Origin of the sequence: Rubripirellula amarantea (assembly GCF_007859865.1) — a bacterium.
Lineage (GTDB): Bacteria > Planctomycetota > Planctomycetia > Pirellulales > Pirellulaceae > Rubripirellula > Rubripirellula amarantea.
Window position 1 is genome coordinate 159530 of record NZ_SJPI01000004.1, and the last position, 23294, is coordinate 182823.

Here is a 23294-nt window from a genome sequence, read left to right on the forward strand (position 1 = left end):
CGGAAATAAATAGGGTTAGGGAGCCAACGTGATTGGCTTTAGCGCTTCGTAAATGGGGTTGGCCGCAAAGAACAGCAAGATCGAAAGCACGGCCGTGATGCAAAGCGGAATCACACATGCAAGCGGTGCTTCGCCGTGATCATGGTGATTACCGTCATGGTGATTACCGTCATGGCGATCACCGTCATGATGTTCATCACCGTGATCGCCAGCTTCGTGACCGGCATGGTCATCGGATTGAGGGGGCGGCAAGAACGCTCGAATCGGGATGGGAATCAGGTACGCAATGTTCAAAAGGGAACTGACCATCAGCGCGGCGGTCAGAATGTAGTGATGCGACTCGGCGGTCCCCACCGCCAAGAACCATTTACTCCATGCTCCGCCGCCTGGCGGAAGCCCAATAATGCTAATGGAGGCAACGAGGAAAGCCCCAAACGTCCAAGGCATTTGGCGGCCCAGGCCGCCCATTTCGCTAATGTTCTTCTTGTGCGATGCGACATACACTGCCCCGGCGCAGAAGAACAACGTGATTTTACCGACCGCATGCATCACGATATGCATTCCACCGCCAATCACGCTCGACGGTGTAGCCAGTGCGGCGCCTAAAGTGATGTAAGCGAGTTGCCCAATCGTCGAATAAGCCAAACGAGCTTTCAGGTTGTCCTTCGTCATCGCGACTAAGGAGGCCACCACGATGGTGAACCCAGCCACGTAAGCCAACCAAACGTTCACGCCGCTCGTGTAAAGCAGGTCGATGCCAAAGATGTAGACCGAAACCTTCAAGACCGAGAAAACGCCGACCTTTACCACCGCCACCGCGTGTAGCAACGCACTCACGGGTGTTGGCGCCACCATCGCGGCAGGCAACCAACGATGGACCGGCATTAAAGCCGCTTTGCCGATGCCGTAGGCGAACAAGCCGAGCAAGACTCCGAGACCGAGCGTCGAAATTTGCCCCTCTTGGTAAGGAACCTGCAAAATGCCGCCAAGCTTGAAATCGAGCGTTCCGCACAACGACCACGTCCATGCAATCCCCATCATGAACAGGGCGATGGACGTTGAAAGCAGGATCCCCAAGTAAACTCGCCCGCCATTGCGCGCCTCTTGGTCACCATGGTGAGTCACCAGTGGGTAGGTCGAAACCGTCATCACTTCGTACGCCACAAACAGGCAAAACAGATTGGCTGAATACGCGGCTGCGACGGCGGCAAAGATGGCAAGCGCGAAACAACCAAAGAAACGAGTTTGATTGTGTTCATGATGCGCCCGCATGTATCCCGCACCGTAGATCGTGGTCAGGATCCAAAGTCCCGACGCTACCAGCGCGAACAACATTCCGAGCGGTTCAACCGTGAACGCGATGGAAAATCCAGGCAGCAATTCGCCAACATTCCACTGCGGTCGCTCACCGGCGAAGACGTGCGAGGCCAAGATGCACGTAACCACAAATAAGATACTGGCGATCGTGACCGTGCTGCCCTCGCGTGCGTTTGGCTTACTGCCCAACAACACATTCATGATGTAGGCAAGCAACGGCAAAGCGAGCGACAGTGCGATTAGATACGTCGGAGTCATGGTGTCCCTCCCAACAAGTCCAGAGCCGCCGAAGAGGCGAGTCCGGCAGAGTACTGCGTCCATACTCCAAACACGACCACTGCGGTGATCACCACATAGGTTGGTATCAACATCGATCGAGGTGACTCCGCAGCCTGAGCAACGTTGGTCGACGGTTCGCCAAAGTACAGCGTTTCAACCACTCGCCAGACATAAACCACTGCCAACAAGGAACTCATCAGCATCAACACAGCCACCGGCCAGTAGTTGTTTTGCATCGCAGAAGTCAGCAGCAACCATTTGCTGATGAACCCAGCGGTCAGGGGAACGCCAATTAAACCGAGTCCACCGATCGCCCACGCCAGAGATGTCCACGGCATCGTCTTGGCGGCTCCCGCCCAATCCGACAGTCGCGATGACCCCAGCCGCAACACAAAGCAGCCAACCACCATGAAGAGTCCGCCCTTGATCAAGGCATGATTGAACATATGAACGATACCAGCGGAAAGCCCATCCGCGTTCGCCATACTGATCCCCAACAACATGTAACCAATTTGCGCCACGCTGCTGTAGGCAAGCAGACGTTTCACATCGTCCTGGAAGATTGCGGCTGTTGATGCGACAAAGATTCCGATCAACGAAAACACCATCAAAGCGGTATCAAGCGGCAAGACCCCGAACGCGAATTCGGGGGTGATGATTCCGAACACCAATCGGACGAACGCGTACACCGAAACCTTTGTTGCAGTCGCGGCTATGAATGCCGTCACCACCGACGGTGCGTAGGTGTAGGCGCCCGGCAACCATGTGTGCAGAGGGAACACCGCCATCTTGACGCACAATCCCACGGTCAAAAACGCGAATGCAACGGAGACCGTCCGAGGCCCATGATCGGTGTTCACTCGAGCGGCGATGTCCGCCATGTTGAGCGTTCCAGTCATTTGATACAGCAAACCAATGCCGATCAGAATGAACGTCGCCCCGATGCTACCGACAATCAAGTATTGAAGTGCCGCCAAAGGAGCTCGTCGTGTGCGGCCGAGCGAGATCAATGCGTACGACGACAACGACGATATCTCTAGAAACACAAACACATTGAAAAGGTCACCCGTCACACACATGCCCAACAAACCGGTCAAGCAAAGCAAGTACGTCGCGTAGAACAGATAGTGTTTTGATGGCAGAATCTCTTGATTCACACTCGCCGGTGCGTATAGCAGGACAATCGCACCAAGAGCCGAGACGAACAACATCACGAAACTACTGAGCCGGTCGACAACGTATTCGATGCCGTACGGAGGAGCCCAACCACCGATTTCGTAGTGAATGACACCTGTCGCGTTGACCTTGGCGACCATCGCCACCGCGGTGATGAACACGGCAATCGACGCCAACAAGGCAAGCAGGTAAGCCGTGCGTCCGCGACCAGCCAAAACGCACAAAGGCGCCGTGACCATCGGAATGACGATTAACAGAATAGGAAGATTAGCTTCGATCATGATGCTCGATCCAGCTCCATGATTTCGTCTTCTTCGATGGTACCGTAGTCTTCGCGAACCCGTACGATCAACGCCAAAGCCAAGGCCGTGGTCGCGATCCCAACCACAATTGCAGTCAGCATTAAAACGCTTGGAAGCGGGTTCGAATAAACGATGTGCTCGGCATCGATCCCGGTCATGTCGGTATAGGAGGTCGAGCCACCGAGAACGTGGTCCGTGATCTCCGAGATTACCGAACCGGCGTGCTCATCGGCGTGTTCGCCGGCCCCCGCAACGCCATGTTCGGATGCGTGCCCGGCAACTTCGTCGACTGCATGTCCAGCCGCATGGTCTTCGCCATGCCCACCGTGACTTGCCGCCGCGGCAATTTCTGCGGGAACGATCGGTGCGGTCGCTCCGTTGATCTTTCCCATCGTGATGTAAAGCAAGAACACGGACGTTTGAAAGATATTCAAACCCAAGATTGATTTGATCAAATTCTTTCGAGCGATCACCATGTAAAAGCCCGTCATCATCAAGACAACGACGACCCAATAGTTGTAAAGCCCGATTACAGATTCCCAATTCACGAGACACGCTTCCTTCCCGCGAACGCGTAAAAGATCATTGTCATCACGGCCGTCACGGTGATTCCCACTCCCAGCTCGACAACAAAAATTCCGAGGTGTTGCCCGGAAGGCAAAACGTGTGGCATGAAGTGATGTTCCAGCAGGTTGTAATCCAGGAACTTGCCTCCGAGCATCATGGTGGTGATGCCGGTACCCGCATAAATCAAGACACCTAGCGCCATCAATCGTTCGATCACAACGGGAGGTGCGACTCGTGACACTGCGTCGAGCCCAAAGACAAGGCCATACAAAATCAACGCGGACGCAAAGATCACACCCGCTTGAAATCCACCGCCGGGACCGTAATCACCATGCAATTGAACGTAAAAGGCGAACAGCAAGATGTAGGGAATTAGAATCTTGCTAACGACTCGAATGATCGGAAAATCAGTCATTGCGATCCTCCGGTTGCATTGCTCTTCGATGCATACGCTTTTTCATCTTTGCCTTTGCGAAGAATCAACAACACTGCGATCCCCGCGGTTAACACCACCGTGGTTTCCCCCAGCGTGTCGTATCCCCGATAGCTGGCCAGCACGGCGGTGACCACGTTGGGCAACCCGTGCATATCGTGTTCACTGCGTTCGACAAAACCGGGGCTTGGATAAAGGTGAATGGGGTCCTCGGGCGAACCGAAGTGAGGCATGTCCAGCGTTCCGTAAACCAACATTCCGCCGGTGACAACAACCGCCAAGAACGGCACTGGTCTGAACGAGTCGCCGGCAGCTCGTGTCTTTGTCCCAGTAAGAGCGAGCGTGCTGAGCATCAAGACAGTCGATATACCGGCCCCCACTGCCGCTTCGGTAAACGAAACGTCGGGAGCATCGAGGATCAACATCCAACTCGCCGACAAAAAACTGTAGATCCCCGTAAACATGACGGCGGCCCACAGGTCTCGAATCCGCGCGATCGTGATTGCCGTGATCACTAGCAACAGCAACAAGACGACTTCGATCGGGATCATCATTTGGCCGTCTCCACTTCGTTGGATTCTTCATCGCGGCGCACATCTAGTTGCGGTCGCAACCCGCTGGCGATCGCAGAGTGCGCCAACGCATGACACGCCGACGGACTGGTCACCAGCAAGAAAAACAAAATTACCAACAACTTGAAAGCGACCAGTGAAATCAAACCCGCTTTAAAAACGAGTCCGATCAAAATCAAACCGGCACCCATCGTGTCGGTGATACCAGCACCGTGCATGCGGGAGTAAAAGTCAGGCAGGCGACAGATGCCAATTCCTCCGATGATCGAAAACACGCTACCGGCAATTAGCAATCCACCACCCAGGATCCAGCAAGCCCATTGAAAAAATTCAAGCCCCATCATGATGCGGAATCTCCCAACGCTTCTTCGCCCAGCGCCTCAGTTCCCAACGCCTCTGGACCGAAATCGCCCTTCGTTGTGAATCGCAACAGCGCGACCATGCCGATGAAGTTCATCAAGCTGTAAAGCAAAGCCAGGTCTAAGAAATCCGTTCGGCCTTGCATGAAGCTGGCGACGCAAATCAGCAATACGGTTTTGGTGCCAAACATGTTTAGCGCCAGCACGCGATCAAACACCGTCGGCCCTTTCATCGCTCGGATGAGAGCCAGCGACATGGTGATCAATATGCAAATGGACGTGATCGATAAGACCGCAAATACCGAGTTCATGAGCATTTCCGTGTTTTTTCGAGTTTGCAGATCCGGATATCCATTTCGCCGGACAAGTCATCCTCGGCGCCCTCAAGATTCAATGCGTGAACGTGAATATCGCGACCTTTCATGTCAACCGACACGGTGCCGGGCGTCAGTGTGATCGAATTAGCGAGCATCACTCGGCCGAGTTCGCTTTGCTGGCTCGATCGAATCGTGATGAGATTGCGGCGTAACTTCAGCACAGGGCTGAGAACGATTTTGGCAACCTCGATGTTGGAAACCACAATCTCGCGAGCCAACCAAGGTGCATAGTAAACGAACGGCCGGATGCCCAACTGAGCCGGCGCGCCCTCTTCGTCGACAATGTTCATCCGCCGACTCAACCAAACGCTAAACACGCACGACAGAAAGCCCAAGCTGAGCAAAAAGATGTTGTCGAAGTGCCCTGACCAAAAAAGCCAATTAACGATCAACAGCAACGTAAGAGTAAATGTGTATTTCAAGTGACGCTTCCTGCCATCTCACGGATTGCTGAAGTCCATGGTGAGAACTGTGACCCATCACACCCCACCAGTCTTACGCAAAGCCCCTGGTTTTACATCCAGACGTCCCTCGCGCTGCCCTCTTTACCGTTTGGTCGCCGACTATAGCCGTGAAACAAAAAAGGTCAAAGACCATTGCGAGCAAACAAGTTCACTTTAGCAATGGACACGATCGCTAGCAGGTGGCGCGAACAGCCCGCTCACGCGGCGGCAACTTGGAAGACCTTTGAACTTAACACTCACAAACCGCATTACTTTCCTCAACGGTTTATGACGGTTAGGACGACAAAGAGTGATGACGTCTATTATCCGTTCTGCGTATGCGCGGAACACTGGCAGCGCAATTGCGTGAAACATGTCCCTGCTTCCCATTTCAACGAACCGAACAAGCACGCCGCTGAGCACTCAGCGACTCTTGTATCAACTCAACAACGATCAGCTTGCGCTTCAACGTCAGTACGATCAGTTGAGTACCGGGCGTCGTGTGTTGAGCCTGTCGGATGACCCTGCGGCGGCCACTCGCGCGATTGGTCTGCAACGCAGCATCGACAATAGCACTCAAATCATTCGCAATGCGCAAAGCACGTCGAACTTCTATCAAGCGACGGACTCTACGCTCGGCCGCGTGGATAATGCTTTAATCGAGGCTCGGGGCGTTGCCGTTTCCGCTGCGTCCAACGTCATCTCGGAACAAGAGCGATACGCACTGGGTGAAACGCTGCAGGAAACGATCAATTCGGTCATGGCGGCGGGCAACACGCTATTCCGCGACCACCAAATGCTCGGTGGATTTTTGGCCGAAGGCAACGCATTTGAATATGACAACGGAGACATCGTCTTCACCGGCAACACTGCGGTTGCGCAAACCAAACTAGGCTCTGGCGTTCCTCAGCCAGTTAATGTGAATGCCAACGATGCGCTCGGTGCCAACGCAATTGTGCTCGAAGGCGATTCTCTGAACGCTGCTCTCGATGCCGAGACTCGTTTGGTTGACCTTCGGTATGGCGAGGGCGTGTCGCGTGGGATCATCAAGATTTCCGGCGGATCAAATTTTGTCGATGTGGATTTGCGGGATGCCGCAACCATCGGCGATGTCGTGGATCTTATCTCGGGAGTCGAGTTAGAAGGCCGCCCTATTGTTGCCTCGCTCACCAACGATGGAATTCGGATCGAGTATTCCGATGGCCTGGCTGGAACGCTCGCCATCGCTGACTCCGTTGGCTCTACCACTGCCGAAGAGCTTTCGATTTCCAATCCATCCGGCCTTAACCCACCGCCGATCATCGGCGACCGACTTTCGCCTCGCGTAACCGAAGCGACCAAAATCGTCGATCTCAACAATGGTGCGGGGCTGACGCTAGATAGCGGTATCGAGATTTTACAAGGCGAACGGAAATTCACGGTTTCGTTCGATGGAGCCGAAACACTTAGCGACGTCTTGATCGCGATCAACCGCAGCGGCGCGGATGTCCATGCTGAACTTAATGAAGCCGATGGCAAGATTGTATTGCGATCTTTGCGAAGCGGCGTCGACTACTCGTTCGGTGAAAACGGTGGAAACGATGCGCAAGAACTTGGCATTCGCAGCGCAACGGAACTCACTCGGCTTTCGCAGCTCAATCGCGGCCAGGGTATCACGACAAACTTCTCTGGCCCCGAATTGACGATCACGCGACCCGATGGAGTCGTGCTTGATATCGAACTTGAAGGTGCCGAGTCGATTGAAGACGTCATCAACATCATTGAAAGTCACCCCAACAACCAGGATTCACGACAAGTCTTGGTCAGCTTGAATGACTATGGCAATGGAATTCAGTTGAAAGCGCCTCCTGGGGCAGGCAGTTTGACGATCCAGCAGAACGGGGTCAGCGATGCGGGGGAACAGCTCGGACTGATTCCTCCCGGTTCTTCGGTGAATACCGGATCAATTGTCGGCCCGGTCGATACCATCATCGGCGTCGATTACGCACCACGCGACGCGGGCGGAGCACTCGATACGCTCCTGCGAATGCAAAAGGCGGTCGTGAACGGCGACCTGCCGGAAATCGAACGCTTACAAGCGAAACTCGATATCGACCTCGACACCGCTTCGCGAACAAGAGGCCGTGTAGGAGTCTGGAGCCGCAATGTAGACGACCTTCAAATCGCAGCCGAAGATAACAAGATCAAGCTTCAGGCACAGCTTTCCGAGGAACTGGACGCCGATTTGGCCACCGTGATCAGCGAGCTTTCACAGCGGCAAGCCACGCTTGATGCATCGATGCGAATGATCGGCCAAACATCCCAGATTACCGTCTTGAACTATCTGTAACGATTTTGTCGATTTAAGCGAGGCAGTACCCGATACCAACTATGAAACCAAGTTTCGTTTTGAATCGGAAAGACCTGATCATGAAAATCGACACTCAGCGCTTTGGCACGCTCCACCTGAACTCCGACCAATTGTTCCTGTTTCCGCAGGGGCTTTATGGCATGGAGACGTTGCGGCAATGGGCGCTGCTTCCCGATCCCGACAATTCGTCCGTCGCGTGGCTGCAAAGTGCTTCCCGAGGCGACCGTGCGATTGCCTTGATCAGCCCACGCGTGTTCTTTGATTCGTATCGAGTGCGCATTGGACGTCGCGAACTGGCTTGTTTGCACCTGACCAACGATGCCGAACTGTACATCATGACCGCGGTCTCAGGTCACGTTGGAAAGCTGACCACGAACTTGCGAGCCCCCATCGTTCTAAACTTCGAACGACGACTGGGATGCCAAGTCATTACCACCGACGAGCAACCTTTGCAAAAGTCGTTGCCCCTTCGAAGTTTCAACGCCTCAGCACACGCAGCCTAGTTCATCCCTGAGGCATTCTTCAGGAAACACTGGCAACCTGTGCACAGCATCGCGTTGCCGCTTGCTCGCGTGAACTTTCATCATGGGCACGCCTTTCTTCGCTGGTGCGACTTGCCCGACGCTGGTGCAGCTGCTTCTACGCTGGTGCAGCTGCTTCGACGCCGGTGCCTCTTCGCTGGATTACTCGGCCGGTGCAGCTTCGCACTCGCACGGGCTTCAAGGCTCGTCCCGTTCTAGCGATTTGCGCCGCTACCCACGCTTTCAACAACGCCCCTGGCTTGTCGGCATGTCAATTTTTGCATGAGCCATCTGATCGGTGGTGTTCAGATACAATAGGCACCGCTCACCAAGCTCATTCTTGGTCAGCGATCGTGTGCGGCACAAGCGTGTCTTGCACCGCGACCCTACGCTCGTATCAGTACCACCATGCCGATCAATCCTGCTGCCAACCATCAGAAGCGTTTCTGTTTTGCCAGTGCCTTCCGCGTCTATGCCTTAACCTGCCTGCTATCCGGCTTCGCAGTAAGCCTACCTGCGACTTGGGCTGCCGAGAGTCAAGCCAAGAACGCAGACAATCGGTCGCTGATCGCACTCGTCCAAACGCTTCAAACGGTCCAACACAGAACCGAAGTATGCCGATCGTTGCTTCGAGGAATGCTGAAAGGATACGAAGGTCAGCGCAACGTGACGTCGCCTCCGGGTTGGCACGAACTTAGTGCAAGCCTCAGGCAAAACGAAGATCGCGAAGTGCGAGATTTGTCGCTTCGCCTATCGCAGATTTTTGGCGACCAGACAGCCACCGAACAAGCTCTCGCTATCCTTAGAGATCCGTCAGCCGACGAAGAACAGCGGCGAACTTCGCTGCGTTCACTCCTAAACCAGCAAAACGTTGAAGCATCGCAGTATCTCGAAACACTACTGAACGAAGAAAATTTCGCCCTCGATGCCATTCGTGGTTTCGCAATCGTCGCCAACCAACGGGCGCCAGACATTTTGCTGAAACGATACGCCGAGTTCAGTCCTGAACTTCGCCGCGCCACCATCGAAACGCTGGCATCGCGAAAAGATTATGCACTTGAACTATTGGAAGCGATTAAAAACGAACAGATCTCACGAAACGAGATCCCCTCGCACGTCGCCAGGTCGCTGAGCGATCTCCTGGGCGATCATCTGGGTGATGATTTTGCCAAAGTGTTTGGCGAAATCCGATTGGTCGCCAAAGATCGCGAAAAGGTGATCGCCAAGTACAAGGCAATGCTGACGCCTTCCGTGCTGGCATCTGCCGACGCATCGAAAGGCCGCGCCGTTTTCCAGAAGACATGTGCGGCTTGCCACTTGCTATATGGCGTCGGCGGAGACGTTGGCCCTGACCTTACCGGGTCTAACCGAGCCAATCTCGATTACATACTGCTCAACAGCATCGCCCCGAGCTTCGATGTTCCGGACGCCTACCGGATGATTCAGATCCTGACGTTCGACGGGCGAATTATCTCTGGGGTTTTGGCTGAAGAAAACGCCATCCGCTTAGTCTTAAAAACGCCCGAGAACTCACGCGTGATCGTCGCCAAGGATGATATCGACACGCGGCGAGTCGCCCCCAAGTCGATGATGCCCGAAGGACAATTGGAACAAATGGAACCTCAAGAAGTGATCGACTTGATCAAGTACCTGCAGACAACGGAACAAGTGGAGATCGCGAAGTGAATAAGTTGAATCAAATTCTTCTAACGCCAGTCTTGCTCGCGGCCGGACTGGCCCTGATCACGCTTGGAAATAGCTTCGCCGAAGAGGCTAGAAACACGCTGCCTAAGAAGCAACATCGTTCCAGCGACGCGCCTTTCCTGAGCCCCGAGCAGGCGGTCGACAAAATGTCGATTCCAGACGGCTTTAAGGTTTCTGTTTTTGCAGCCGAACCCGATATCGCCGAACCGATTGCATTTTGTTTCGACGAACGAGGTCGGGTTTGGGTTGCTGAAAACTTTAACTACCAAACCCGAGGCAAACATTCCACCGAACCCATCAGCCGCATTCAAATCCTCGAAGACACCGATGGCGATGGAGTGTTCGACAAGAAGAAAACATTCGCAGACAACTTAACGTTCACGTCAGGCATTGCTTGTGGATTCGGAGGAGTATTCGTTGGCTCGCCACCGAACCTAAGTTTCATCCCGGACGCCGATGGCGATGACCGACCCGATGGCCCGCCGCAGCCGCTGCTTGATGGTTGGGGCATGAACGACCGGCACGAAACGTTGAACAGTTTTATCTGGGGTCCCGATGGCTGGCTCTACGGTTGCCACGGTGTTTTCACCCAGTCTCGCGTCGGCCACGTTGGTGACAAGGATTCAAATCGACAATTCATCGACGGAGGCATTTGGCGTTACCATCCGATTCGCAAAACCTTTGAGATTTTCGCACGAGGACTATCAAACCCTTGGGGGTTTGACTTCGACGACCACGGCCAAAGCTTCGCCACCTGCTGCGTTATTCCGCACCTGTTTCATATCGTCCAAGGCGGTGTGTATCACAAGCAAAGCCTTCCGCACGTGAATCCGCACATCTACGAAGACATCAAGACCATCCGCGACCACACGCATTTGTCGGCGCACGGCGGAGCTCGCTTCTATTTAGCCGATGCGTTCCCGCCGACGTATCGCAACCGGTTGTTCATGTGCAACATACACGAGCATGCTGTGTTGACTGACGTGATGGTCCCAAAGGGGTCTAGCTTCATCGGAAAACATGGCGACGACTTTTTGCCTACCAACGATTTGGCATGGGTCGGCTTCAGCGTCGAAATCGGCCCCGAAGGCGGTGTCTATATCTTGGACTGGCACGATACGGATGTGTGCGGAAACGCGATCAACTTTCCCAACAGCGGTCGCATTTATCGCATCATGCCAAGCGGTGCATCCGCTTCGGTTACACCGAATCTTGCCAAGATGTCCGACTTAGAGCTCGTGGAACTTCAACAACATTCAAACGATTGGTATGTCCGCCAATCACGAACATTATTGCAAGCTCGGGCAGCAGCCGGTGAACTCGATCGAGTCGCCGTTCACGCTCAATTGGAAAAGCTCTTCCAAGCGGCTGATCAATCTCCTCAACGGCTTCGGGCACTTTGGTCGCTCCACGTGACCGAAGGAATCGCCCAAGAGGGGCTGGTTTCTCTGTTATCGCACGATGATCCTTTCGTGCGAGCCTGGGCAATCCAATTTCTTTTTGACCAATCGTCGATCAACGCCTTTCAAATGCCAAGCTCCGGCGAATCCCCAATCGTCGACTCCCCAATCGTCGACTCCAAGACCCTCCAAACCCTAGCCGACATGGCGAAGCACGATTCATCACCAATCGTGCGGCTATACCTTGCCTCGGCCTTGCAACGAATACCGTTTGCCGATCGCTGGCCCCTCTTGGAAGGTTTGGTTTCTCACGATGAAGACGTCTCTGACCACAACCTTCCTCAAATGATTTGGTTTGGCCTCGAACCAATGGTTCCCCATCATCCAAGCGAGTCATTGCAACTCGTTGTCAACGGAAAGCTTCCTAAGCTGCAAGAGTTTGTGGCGAGGCGGATCGCTACGGGAGACGAGGTCGTTACCAGAATTCGCTCATCCAAGAAAAGTCAGTCGAAAGGAAGCAAGGCGAAGCAGACTCAGTCGACCGAATCGCAACAAATGGTTCATAGAATCGCACCAGGGTTTCACGCACGCGATGTCGGCGAAGGAGGGATCGTTTATCACTCGGAATTTCGAAACAAAACCGCCATCCAAACCCATCCGCTTGATAAAAACACACCCAGCAGTTTGCGGCAGCGTTTGCAAATTCCCCGCGATAAAACAACTCGGCTAAGCTTGCGGGTCAGCCATCATCCTCACGGTGATTGGCAATTGCGAGTGTTAGCCTCAGGCGAACTGTTAGCCGAAACTATCGTGGGGCCTCAAACCGTAGGCGAAAATGAATGGCTTGAACTTGAAGTCGACCTGACAAAGTTCGCTGGCCAAAGCATTGATCTGAACCTCGAAAATTCTCCCAACGACTGGAATTGCGAGTGGGCGTACTGGAATCGAGTTGCGATCATTAGCCACTAAACTTCGATGGCGTTCTCGCGTTCAATGTGCATATCCCCGTCGAGGTCAACGTGAAATCGAAACAGTCCAATCTTAGACAGCCGCAATAGTTTCAACTTCAAAGTCGAGTTCGTCAGTAGCCTAGTTTTTCACCTCCCAACCTTGCCAGAAAAAATGCTTTTCGTGAACGCTCTACGTGGTTTTACATTCTGTGCCTTCGCCGGATTATTACTCATTGCTTCGGCGTCGGCTCAAACCTACATGCTGCAGCCGGCACCAAGCCGCGTCGACAATCCATTGAAAGGCTTGGTGCCTTACTCGCGTCCCCACGAGGACCGGTTTCCACATAGCATGGAATTCATGTACCTCGCTCTATCGGACTTAATGATCCAGGAGCATCAGTTTGACTGGAAGCCGCTCGAAACCTTGCTGGATGATATTTCTTCGCGAGGCAAACAAGCCGTCATTCGGATCTACATGGAATACCCTGGCAAGAGCAAAGGTATTCCCGAGTACTTGGTGCGCGATGGCTTAACCGTTCACGAGTACGTCAACGAGAATACGGCACCGCTTCCGCCAGCGAAAATCATCACGCCTGACTACGAAGACCCGCGCTTGCGCAAGGCAATCCAGAACTTCATTGCCGCCTTTGGAAAGAAGTACGACGGAGATGCGAGATTGGGCTACATCACCGCAGGACTGCTGGGCACGTGGGGCGAATGGCATACTTACCCTCGCAACGATCTGTGGGCTAGCAAAACGACCCAAGAAGTTGTTTTGGATGCCTACGAAAAAGCTTTCCAGCAAACACCGGTGTTGTTGCGTTACCCGGCGGGCCCCGACCATGGTTATCAAGCCAACAACGCTTCCCGACCGTTTGGCTATCATGATGATTCGTTTGCTTGGGCAACCTTAGACACCGGTAAACCTCAAGACAATTGGTACTACATGCCAGCCCTGATTGCTGCGGGCGAGTCAGCGAGGAACAAATGGCAAACCCAACCCATTGGCGGTGAAATTCGACCTGAAGTTTGGGGCAAGGTCTTTGATGAACCAACTCAGTGGGTGCCAGGGACGCAAGATTTCCATGAATGTGTCACGCAAACCCATGCAACTTGGTTGATGGACACAGGAATGTTTCGCGAAGTGCCCTCGCCGGAGAGACGACGGCGAGCTGAAGATGAAGTTCGACGCATGGGGTATGACTTCTATGTTCGCCAGGCAAATTTTGAACCGTCTGGATCGGCATTCAAGATGACCCTAGAACTGGTTAACCAAGGCGTCGCACCGTTCTACATGAACTGGCCGACCGAAGTTGCGATGGTTCAGGACGGCAAGATCGTTCACCAGAGCGTTGCCGAAAACCTTTCCATGAAAGGACGTTTACCGGGCCAACATACTCTCGTCGAAAACGTCGACACGAATGAATTACGGGGCAAACATACCGTCCTAATTCGAGTTGCCAATCCGCTTGCCAATGGCAAATCGCTGGGGTTTGCCAACGCCAATCAAGACACCACGCAAGCAGGCTGGCTCACGCTAGGCGAAGTCGAACTGAACTAGCTTGGTGTTGAACTCGTTAGATTCTGAACTGGCTCGTTGCTGAACTGGCTCGTTGCTGAACTGGCTCGTTGCTGAACTGGCTCGTTGCTGAACTGGCTCGTTGCTGAACTGGCTCGTTGCTGAACTGGCTCGACGCTGAACCGGCTCGATTCTGAACTGGCCACATCAATTAGCAAAGACGTTGCTCGACTGCCCCTCGTCCACCGACGACTCGCGTCTTTCGATTCACGTCTTTCGACTCACGTGACTTTGTCAGTCTTTCTACATTCTTGGCGGTGATTGATACGAAGGTAACATTGGAACCGCTACCGGTTGGTTCGTCATCATCAAATATCCGACGGTAAACAACATCCAGCTCATTGGGATCGTGATGAACAAGCCGACGTAGCACATCATCAAGCCCGCGACCGCCAATGCCGTCCCAAGCACCAAGAGCAACAGCGATGTTACTTTGTTCCGCATCGTGATCGAGTATGACAAACCAACCGCTTCAGTAAACGTCGTTCGGTTCTCTGCTGTGACCATGATGAACGACCAAAACAGCCACGTTCCCAAAAGGACTAAAACAACCACCATTAATCCGATAACGATAGCCAAGATCGGGAACAGACCATCGTTCCCTGCGGCCGCTGCAACGCCGTAGGCACCTCCAAACATAATCGCTGCGATCAACCCAATGACCGCTAGGAAAGCAATCACACCGACAATGTAGCGAACAAACGCCATCACTGGCGGAAAGATGTATGACAGAGGTGACGGTTGGTTCCGTGCCGCTGCTAAGCAAACTCGGGTGCAACCAAAGCTAAAGTATTGACTCACCAACTGGGTCAATACCGAGAGAATCATTATCAGCACCGCACCCGCGTTCTTGTTGCCGCCGGCAACGATCGATCCTAACACTTGCACGATGGTACTAGCTATTATTCCGCCAATCGTCACCAGCGCGAAAGCACCGATGACAGGCCCCATCCTTTCTTTGAAGATCGGCCATCCCGCTGACCACACCTCGTCAAATGACACATCGCGCACGTTCATCGCGGCAGGTTCCGCTGTGTAAGTGCTATTAGATGGTTGGTAAGGATTAACATTGTGCTGGGTCGCCGAACCCATGGGATTGGCATACGGATTAGCTGCCGGGTCCGACGGGCTGCCCGAACCTGAACCGGAACCCGAACCTGAACCCGAGACCACGTTGGGTCCGGTCGCCTCGAACACCGACTGGCAAGCGGGACACCTCGCTTGTTTACCGATCGCGTTATAGGGCAACTCAAGCATGCGATTGCAGGACGGACAGGTTTGCTGAAAGGTGTTCACGTGAAGTCTTTTCAGGAATGAGAACGACGTGTGCGGCAATACGACTCGGCATCGCTCACCAATCGAGCAACGCACCGGTACCATGGGCATGATGGATGCGAAGCCGATGGAAGAAACTGGCAAATCGTAACACGTTGCGTGCCTCAGTGACCATGTGATCCACCCTTGCGCATGATGTGCCAGCAATTTATAACGTCTCTTGAATGGATTGACCTTTGCAATACCACGGCGCATGGCCGGCAATCAAGTGGACTGCTATGGTGAATGAACATTCGCCCACTCACAGCAGACCATGGAACAAGCCTCAGTGCCTGACGATTTAAGTGTCGATTCGATCCTCGGCAAAGACGGGCGGATCGCTGCGCGGCTGAAAGGCTACGAAGTCCGCGAGCAACAACTCGAAATGGCTCGCAAGGTTGCTGAAGCGTTGGCAACTGACCAGCATCTGATTGCCGAAGCTGGCACTGGAACCGGCAAGAGCTTTGCCTATCTTGTTCCCGCCATTTTGCACGCTACCGAAAACCAAGCCTGCCTCGGTGACGCTAGCGAAAGCAATGAAATCACCGAGAAGGATGAAGACGGCGAAGAAAAGCCGCGGCAACGTCGGGTGCTGATTTCGACCCACACCATCGCACTTCAAGAACAATTGGTTTCCAAAGACGTCCCACTGCTCAACAGCGTCATCCCTCGCGAATTTTCAGCAGTCCTGGTCAAAGGCCGATCGAACTACGTTTCGTTGCGTCGGCTTGATCGCGCCATCGCGAAGTCGACGTCGCTGATGACTTCCGACGAACAACACTCACAATTGCGGACCATCAAATCATGGTCGGGCGATACTGCCGACGGGTCCAAGTCGACGCTTCCGATGCGACCCGATCCCGTTGTCTGGGACGAAGTCGCAAGCGACACGAGCAATTGCTTGCGGCGTGCATGCAAGCACTTTCAACAATGCTACTACTTTCGTGCGCGCCGAAGAGTTCAAAACGCGCAAATCATGATCGTTAATCATGCGATGTTCTTCAGCGATCTGGCGTTGCGCCGACAAGGGGTATCGCTATTGCCCGACTACGACGCGGTTATTCTTGACGAATGCCACACGATCGAGGCTGTTGCTGGCGACCACTTGGGAATCCGTCTGACGAGCGGCCAATTCGACTACCTGTTCAATCGCCTCTACAACGATGTCACCCAAAAAGGGTTGCTCGTCGATAAGAATCTGACAACCCTTCAACAAATGGTCGACCGCTGTCGCTATGCCGCATCTTCTCTGTTTGCTGATCTATTGGATTGGTGGGAACAATCCAATACTCGCAACGGCCGAGTCAACAACCCTGATATCGTCAACAATGAACTCAGCGAAATCATGGAGCAACTCGCCGCTGGACTTCGCAAACAAGCCGATGCTCAAAAATCAGAATCCGACAAGAAGGATTTCGAATCAGCACATGACCGAACGCTCTCGCTTGCCGGTGGCCTGCGTTCATGGGTTCGTCAGGAAATCGAACACTCGGTCTATTGGATGGAACGAACCGGGTCCCGTCGTGGTATGGATCGGGTTAGTTTGTTCGCGTCGCCGATCAATGTTGGCGAAACGTTGCGTAAGGAACTCTATCAAAGCAAAACTATTCGCAGTGTCGTGATGACCAGCGCGACGCTGGCAACAGCCGATGACAACTTCAAGTTCTTTCGTTCACGGATTGGCTTAACGGGTGGCTTATCGGTGCGTGTGGGAAGTCCCTTCAACTACCAAGAACAGGCCAAATTGGTGGTGGTAAAGGACTTGCCCGATCCGTCGAAAGAGCGATCGGCATTTGAACAAGCGATTCCCGAACAAATCAAGCGATTCGTGGGGCATACCGATGGGCATGCTTTTGTCTTGTTCACCAGCTACGGGTTGCTCAAATCGTGTGCGGAAGCAATCACGTCCTGGTGCATCGATCGTGAAATGACATTGTACTCGCAGGCGGGCTCTCAATCGCGAACGCAATTGCTCGATGCATTTCGCCGCAGCAAACGAGGTGTGCTATTTGGAACGGATAGTTTTTGGCAAGGTGTTGACGTTCCCGGTGATGCGTTGACCAACGTTGTAATCACCAAACTACCCTTCGCAGTCCCCGATCACCCACTTCTGGAGGCACGTCTTGAAGCGATCAAAGCCGGTGGCGGAAACCCATTCTCGCAGTACCAATTGCCGGAAGCCGTAATTAAATTTCGCCAAGGATTTGGTCGTCTGATTCGCACCCGCGACGACAAGGGAATGGTGGTCGTGCTCGACCCACGAATTCACTCGAAACCTTACGGACGCTTGTTCATCGAATCGCTGCCTGAAATGAAGGTGCACTACGTTTCCGCCAAACGACGCAAACCGAACTGATCCGTTGACGAACTTTTCGGGCCGCAATCACGATCATGCGAGAACTTCATCGACGACGCGCCCGTGCACGTCCGTCAGCCGAAAGTCTCGACCGGCATAGCGGTAAGTAAGCCGTTTGTGATCGTAGCCCATCAACCGCATGATCGTTGCATGAAGGTCGTGGACGTGAACTCGGTTCTCGACTGCCTTAAATCCAATCTCGTCGGTCGCACCTATCGCTTGCCCACCCTTCACACCACCGCCAGCTAACCACGTGGTGAAGCCGTAGTGATTGTGGTCGCGTCCGTTCATCTTGCCTTGATTGCTACCTTCCTTTGGCATTTCAACAACCGGAGTTCTGCCAAACTCACCACCCCATATGACCAAAGTTTCGTCAAGCAGGCCCAATCGTTTCAAATCGGCTAGCAATGCCCCGATAGCCTGATCAACTCCCTTGGCGACTCGCCGGTGCCCGGATTCTAAATCATCGTGGTTATCCCAAGGCTGGCCGGCGCCCGTGTAGAGCTGAACAAATCGCACGCCACGTTCAACTAACCGACGAGCGATTAAGGCCTGTCTAGCAAACGGCCCTTTTCCATAGGCTTTCAAAACATCTTTCGTTTCACGATCGACATCAAACGCCTCGGATGCATCGCCTTGCATACGATAGGCAAGTTCAAACGATTCGATTCGAGATTCCAGCCGTGCATCGTTTCGAGCATTCGCATGGGCAGCGTTGAGTTCCTTTAGAAGGTCTAGCTGGCCGCGTTGGTCTTCAGCAGCCACCGAGTTCCCGCGAATGTGATCAATCAACTGTTCAATCTTCGTACCACTAGAGTCCACGTAGGTGGCCTGGTACTTACCCGGAAGAAACGCGTTTTGCCAGTTTTGCGACTCTTTGATCGGATAACCATTGGGACACATGGCGACGAATGCCGGCAGGTTTTCGTTCTCGCTACCTAACCCATAAGTCAGCCACGAACCCATGCTAGGTCTGACCAACCGCGACTCGCCCGTGTTCATCAACATCAACGAAGGTTCGTGGTTGGGAACATCGGCGTGCATGCTGCGAATCACGCACAAGTCGTCCGCGTGAGCCGCGGTGTGTTCAAACAGCTCACTAATCGGTAAACCCGACTCACCCCGATTCTTAAACTCAAAGGGCGACTTCATCACGGTACCGGTCGGTCGTTCGGTCTTCAGTTCGGGACCGGGTGCAGTCTTGCCGTCGAACTTAGCAAGTGCCGGTTTGGGGTCGAACGAATCGACGTGACTCGGTCCACCGTTCATGAATAGATGAATGACATACTTGGCCTTCGCAGGGTAATGCGGTGCCACTTCCCCGCGATGTTGAGTCGCGGCAGAGTCTTCTCCGCGAGCGATCATGTCCGCTAACGCGACACCGCCCAGACCGGCGCCGCACTGATGCAATAGTTGTCGACGTGTGAGAGGAATATTCATTGTTAGTCCACAAATGCAAATTCGTTACTGATGATCAAGACCTGAGCAAGCTGAGAAAGTCGATCAAGAGGCTCAGTCGATGGCGGATCAAGGGAACCGCTGAAGTGCTTGACCGAGTTTGTTTCGATCGTCGTTTTGTCGTCGCGAGTCAATCTTAGATTGCCGCGGAAGAAGAACGAGTCAAATGAATCGGTCTTTCCGCAGGCTGCCAGAACATCGACCGTCTCGCCCTTCTTGATCCTTGCCACGTACGGTCCAAAGGGACGGTTGCTGCTCTTTTCCACACTGTGGTGATATTCTTTGCCACCGATCAAGATCGTAATTGCTACTCCGTCACCCTCTTCGGCCCGGTGTCCCATTTGACCAGCAATCCGAAGGTTCCCGTCATCGGGTGCAGTAAACCGTCGCACGGTTGCTAACGTGGGATCGCGGGGACTGTGTCCGTTTTCATTGGCGACGAATGAAAACCCAAGATCGCCATCGACCGGAAACTCGTCTTGAGGTTGCCAACGGTCGCCTTTGAAAACGCCGAAGGGTCGAAACTCACTTACGAGCGATTGGCCGTCAGCGCGAGCGAGCCTTGCGGTGCCGTAGGTCCACAAGAACTGCGGATCGATGTCGTTCTCGAGAGGACGCGGCTCTTGCTGCAAAAAGTTAACGGCCGATGACTGCTCTGACTCATTCGGCGTTCTTCCGAGCACCTGTTGGAACATGCTCACCGCTAGCTTGTCGAGATTACTTTCGTTTCCCCCGACAACCGACGCTCTGACTCGATTAGCGGTTCGTTTGGCTAACTCGGCGACTTGCGGACTGTTCAGCAGAAACAAACCTTGTTGAGGAACTGTCGTGAAATACCGTCCGGGCGAGTGAGCATTTGGGTCGGGGAAGTCGAACGTGCGAAACAGCGACGGTAGATTTTGGCGGTCGATCAGCGCGTAAACCGTTCGTCTCGCCACTGGGCTGGGCAACGATATTTCAACCGGTTCGCCGCCAAGCTGGCGGTCAAGCGAATCCGACACGCATAACATGCTGTCTCGCAGTGATTCGAGATCCCGACGACGACGATTGGCTCGCGATAAACATTCGTTATTTGGGTCCTTGGCCAAGTTGTCAGACGTAACCGATGAACTTTGCTGGTAGACACGCATCGACACAATTCGTCGGACCAAACGCTTGATACTAAAGTCGCGAGCAAAGTCCGTAGCCAAGTCATCAAGCACCTGCGGGACTTTCGGCTGCTGCGTGCGAAAGCCAAAATCACTTGGCGAATCGACAAGTGGCCTGCCTATGAGATGCGTCCAGACGCGGTTGACCATCACGCGAGCAAAGAGCGGATTGTCTGCGCGGGTGATGCGATCAGCAAGTTCTTTTCGGCCGCTGCCATCGTGAAACCTTGGTTCGTCAGGTTTGCGAAGTGCTGTTAGAAATTGGCGAGGTGCTATTGGGCCGCGATTGCCCAGTTGACCGCGAAGAAATACCGGACGGTCACCTGTCTTTTCTCGGTCGACCATCATCAACGGGCTCGGCCCTGATTCAGGCTGCTCGCTACTTTGCAAAACCCCGAACAAGGCGTAGTAGTCCGTTGTCGGAATCGGATCGAATTTGTGGTCATGACATCGAGCGCACGTGACCGTCATCCCTAGCAAACCCCGCGTGATAACGTCGATCTGGTCATCCGTGCGATCGAGTCCATTCAGAAACTTTCGCCCGAGCGTCAAAAAACCCATCGCATCCAGGTTGCCCTGTTCGTTGTTGGGATCCGTTCGATCACCGGTGAGTTGATGCCGGACCATTTCGTCATAGGGCATGTCTTGTCCGATAGCTCGGATGACCCAGTCACGATAGCGGTGACTGCCGGGGTACCGACGCTCCTTACCAGCAGTGGCGTAACCTATCGTGTCAGCATAGCGAGCCACATCAAGCCAATGGCGTCCAAAACGTTCGCCAAACTCGGGCGCTGCAAGCAACTGATCCACCAACCGCGTGAACTTGTCGGGTCGCGTCGATTCACAATAGTCTTGAACGTCCTCGGCCGTCGGGGGTAAGCCAGACAAATCAAAGTACAAACGCCGAATCAATGTCGAATCATCAGCACGCTCGTTGATGGATACACCCTCTGCGACGGAAACCTCTGACGCCAAATCGTCGACAATGTCACGAGAATCGTCTGCTAGTTGTTTCGCCGCGTGAGCTGCCTGGGGCGGAATGAAGGCCCAATGAGTTTGTGGATCTCGTTCAAGCGGCGAAGCCATTTCTTCTTGGGATTCTTGACTCTCGTGCCTCGGATCGGGAGCTCCCATTTCAATCCATTGCCGAAGGATCGCGATCATCTCGTCATCGAGTTTGCCGTCGGGTGGCATCTGCATCTCTGATTCATACGAGACGACTTCCATGATCAGGCTCTGATCTGGATGACCAGCGACCAACGCGGTGCCACCAAGACCACCTTTTGCGATTGCCTCGGCGGTATCAAGCCTCAACCCACCACTCGCTTCGTCGAATTCGCGACTATGGCATTCGTAACAATGATCGTTCAAAAGCGGACGAACTTTCGATTCAAAGAACGTCAACTGGTTGTCTGGGATCGCATCAGCGGCGTGCCCATCGAGAGCTTGGCAGCAGACGAGTGTCATCAGAGTTGCCAACACAACGCCAATTCGATCTAGCGCATAGGAGCAAATCGCACAAGAATTCATTGCGATAGGGCGGGGGAAGGGGAGGCGGGCACGAGGTAAGTCGCGGCGTGCCGGAAGTGCCCATCGTTCAATGTTTAGGCATTCTCGCGCACGGCTGCTTCAAATTATAGCTACTTTCCGAGTCCCAAGAGAATGTCCAAAACGCTACGGGGCGACAAAGTCAGGGCAAAAGAAGGTTTCTATGTCCAATATGCTGCCTCAAGAGCCTTTTCATGCCCATCTGTTGGCCACTTGATCAGTTTCAAATCTGGTTGGCCCACTGTTTGCAAACGCTTGAATTTCACTGAGACAGATTTCAGTCAGGTGAGTTATACGTACGGAGCAATTCAAGATGGGTCTCTGGTGGAACACAACAGCGTTGCCAAGTGAAGTCGTCGAAGTCGCCTCTTCCTTGATCGTTCATTCGCATCGGGGAGGAATCGATTGGCCTCGAACTTTAGCGCGAGCCACACAGAAACATGCCCAAGGAATTAGGGCGGCCGTCGTAACGACGAATCTCGACCATGGCAACACCACGCCCCGTCAATTTGATCAACTCAGAACCTTACTACGCGAAAATCAACTCGATATCGAAGTTGAACTCGCCATTGAACTCAACTTACGCACGGACCTCTTTGATCGCATCGCAAGAGCTTCAATGCTGGCCGGCCCTTTGAATCGCCGATTTGCATTCCTTCGTGTATCGCCGACGAACTTCATGCCTATCGCACCGGTCGTCGAAACACTCAAGCGAATGGGTTTGCAAACCGTGCTCATCTCGCCAGAACGTTGCTCGTGGCTGCGAAGTCAACCTGATGAATGGGAACGATTTAAACGCGCGAAGACTCGAATTCGCATTTCGACCTCAAGCCTGTCCTACGATGCGGCCGATCCAGGTTGCGATCGTTTCACCAAAAAATTATTGCGTTGCGGACAAGTTCATTGCGTTGGCTTCGACCAATCAAACCAATCGAGCGCAAGCGATTGGCCAGAGGACCAAATGCAATCCGCTTCGGATGTTGGAAAGAAATTAAGACGACTGGTCGGACCCAGCCGTGCGAGAGCCATCCTGACGGACAACGCACAAATATTCATGGACGGCACGCGATCAACCGCCAGCGTTCTACAGTCGGCTTAGCGGCTAATTTGAGAATCGGTTGAAGACTGGTAGAGCAAACAA

The 23294-nt window shown here is 53.6% G+C and carries 18 protein-coding genes; 7 read left to right on the forward strand and 11 right to left on the reverse strand.

What is annotated here, in order from left to right; translation table 11 throughout:
- Positions 1 to 15 precede the first annotated feature (15 nt).
- The 8 genes from Pla22_RS24505 to Pla22_RS24540 are packed head-to-tail and all read right to left on the reverse strand — an operon-like array spanning position 16 to position 5804.
- Positions 16 to 1575 carry a proton-conducting transporter transmembrane domain-containing protein gene (locus tag Pla22_RS24505; protein WP_146517533.1) on the reverse strand — a complete coding sequence of 520 codons (1560 nt, stop codon included), beginning with the start codon at positions 1573 to 1575 and terminating at the stop codon, positions 16 to 18.
- The gene (locus Pla22_RS24510; protein WP_146517534.1) at positions 1572 to 3053 is read right to left on the reverse strand and encodes a monovalent cation/H+ antiporter subunit D family protein; all 1482 of its coding nucleotides are present in this window, start codon (positions 3051 to 3053) and stop codon (positions 1572 to 1574) included. Before Pla22_RS24510 ends, Pla22_RS24505 begins: the two co-directional genes overlap by 4 nt.
- Positions 3050 to 3622 carry a sodium:proton antiporter gene (locus tag Pla22_RS24515; protein WP_146517535.1) on the reverse strand — a complete coding sequence of 191 codons (573 nt, stop codon included), beginning with the start codon at positions 3620 to 3622 and terminating at the stop codon, positions 3050 to 3052. Before Pla22_RS24515 ends, Pla22_RS24510 begins: the two co-directional genes overlap by 4 nt.
- Positions 3619 to 4056 carry a Na(+)/H(+) antiporter subunit B gene (locus tag Pla22_RS24520; RefSeq protein ID WP_146517536.1) on the reverse strand — a complete coding sequence of 146 codons (438 nt, stop codon included), beginning with the start codon at positions 4054 to 4056 and terminating at the stop codon, positions 3619 to 3621. Before Pla22_RS24520 ends, Pla22_RS24515 begins: the two co-directional genes overlap by 4 nt.
- Positions 4053 to 4628 carry a DUF4040 domain-containing protein gene (locus Pla22_RS24525; protein ID WP_242632317.1) on the reverse strand — a complete coding sequence of 192 codons (576 nt, stop codon included), beginning with the start codon at positions 4626 to 4628 and terminating at the stop codon, positions 4053 to 4055. The genes Pla22_RS24520 and Pla22_RS24525 overlap by 4 nt, the downstream gene beginning before the upstream one ends.
- The gene (gene mnhG / locus Pla22_RS24530; RefSeq protein ID WP_242632318.1) at positions 4625 to 4990 is read right to left on the reverse strand and encodes a monovalent cation/H(+) antiporter subunit G; all 366 of its coding nucleotides are present in this window, start codon (positions 4988 to 4990) and stop codon (positions 4625 to 4627) included. The genes Pla22_RS24525 and mnhG overlap by 4 nt, the downstream gene beginning before the upstream one ends.
- A complete protein-coding gene (locus Pla22_RS24535) occupies positions 4987 to 5316 on the reverse strand; it encodes a monovalent cation/H+ antiporter complex subunit F (protein WP_242632319.1) in 330 nt (109 codons plus the stop codon). Before Pla22_RS24535 ends, mnhG begins: the two co-directional genes overlap by 4 nt.
- On the reverse strand, positions 5313 to 5804 hold the full coding sequence (locus tag Pla22_RS24540; protein WP_146517538.1) for a Na+/H+ antiporter subunit E: 492 nt from the start codon (positions 5802 to 5804) through the stop codon (positions 5313 to 5315). Before Pla22_RS24540 ends, Pla22_RS24535 begins: the two co-directional genes overlap by 4 nt.
- 394 nt (positions 5805 to 6198) lie before the next feature.
- Between Pla22_RS24540 and Pla22_RS24545 the strand changes: the two genes are divergently transcribed.
- From Pla22_RS24545 to Pla22_RS24565, 5 genes are all read left to right on the forward strand, one after another.
- The gene (locus tag Pla22_RS24545) at positions 6199 to 8154 is read left to right on the forward strand and encodes a flagellin N-terminal helical domain-containing protein (RefSeq protein ID WP_146517539.1); all 1956 of its coding nucleotides are present in this window, start codon (positions 6199 to 6201) and stop codon (positions 8152 to 8154) included.
- Positions 8155 to 8234: 80 nt separating this feature from the next.
- A complete protein-coding gene (fliW, locus tag Pla22_RS24550; protein ID WP_146517540.1) occupies positions 8235 to 8678 on the forward strand; it encodes a flagellar assembly protein FliW in 444 nt (147 codons plus the stop codon).
- 426 nt (positions 8679 to 9104) lie between these two features.
- Complete coding sequence (locus Pla22_RS24555; RefSeq protein WP_146517541.1) at positions 9105 to 10382, forward strand: c-type cytochrome; 1278 nt, start codon at positions 9105 to 9107, stop codon at positions 10380 to 10382.
- The gene (locus tag Pla22_RS24560) at positions 10379 to 12769 is read left to right on the forward strand and encodes a PVC-type heme-binding CxxCH protein (RefSeq protein ID WP_146517542.1); all 2391 of its coding nucleotides are present in this window, start codon (positions 10379 to 10381) and stop codon (positions 12767 to 12769) included. The genes Pla22_RS24555 and Pla22_RS24560 overlap by 4 nt, the downstream gene beginning before the upstream one ends.
- A 162-nt stretch (positions 12770 to 12931) precedes the next feature.
- Positions 12932 to 14311: a DUF4832 domain-containing protein gene (locus tag Pla22_RS24565; RefSeq protein WP_165440819.1), complete on the forward strand. Its 1380-nt coding sequence runs from the start codon at positions 12932 to 12934 to the stop codon at positions 14309 to 14311.
- A gap of 261 nt (positions 14312 to 14572) precedes the next feature.
- Here the strand turns inward: Pla22_RS24565 and Pla22_RS24570 are convergent, their stop codons facing one another.
- Complete coding sequence (locus Pla22_RS24570; protein ID WP_146517544.1) at positions 14573 to 15625, reverse strand: hypothetical protein; 1053 nt, start codon at positions 15623 to 15625, stop codon at positions 14573 to 14575.
- 292 nt (positions 15626 to 15917) lie between these two features.
- On the opposite strand from Pla22_RS24570, the gene Pla22_RS24575 reads away from it, so the two are divergent.
- Entirely contained in the window at positions 15918 to 17999 is a 2082-nt protein-coding gene (locus tag Pla22_RS24575; protein ID WP_390620304.1) for an ATP-dependent DNA helicase, read from the forward strand.
- A gap of 33 nt (positions 18000 to 18032) precedes the next feature.
- Here Pla22_RS24575 and Pla22_RS24580 read toward each other — a convergent pair whose 3' ends face one another.
- Together Pla22_RS24580 and Pla22_RS24585 are read right to left on the reverse strand one after the other, a co-directional pair.
- Positions 18033 to 19439: a DUF1501 domain-containing protein gene (locus tag Pla22_RS24580; RefSeq protein WP_146517545.1), complete on the reverse strand. Its 1407-nt coding sequence runs from the start codon at positions 19437 to 19439 to the stop codon at positions 18033 to 18035.
- A 2-nt stretch (positions 19440 to 19441) separates the two neighbouring features.
- Complete coding sequence (locus Pla22_RS24585) at positions 19442 to 22135, reverse strand: PSD1 and planctomycete cytochrome C domain-containing protein (protein WP_242632320.1); 2694 nt, start codon at positions 22133 to 22135, stop codon at positions 19442 to 19444.
- A gap of 331 nt (positions 22136 to 22466) precedes the next feature.
- On the opposite strand from Pla22_RS24585, the gene Pla22_RS24590 reads away from it, so the two are divergent.
- Positions 22467 to 23252 carry a CpsB/CapC family capsule biosynthesis tyrosine phosphatase gene (locus Pla22_RS24590; protein WP_146517546.1) on the forward strand — a complete coding sequence of 262 codons (786 nt, stop codon included), beginning with the start codon at positions 22467 to 22469 and terminating at the stop codon, positions 23250 to 23252.
- Positions 23253 to 23294: the final 42 nt, after the last annotated feature.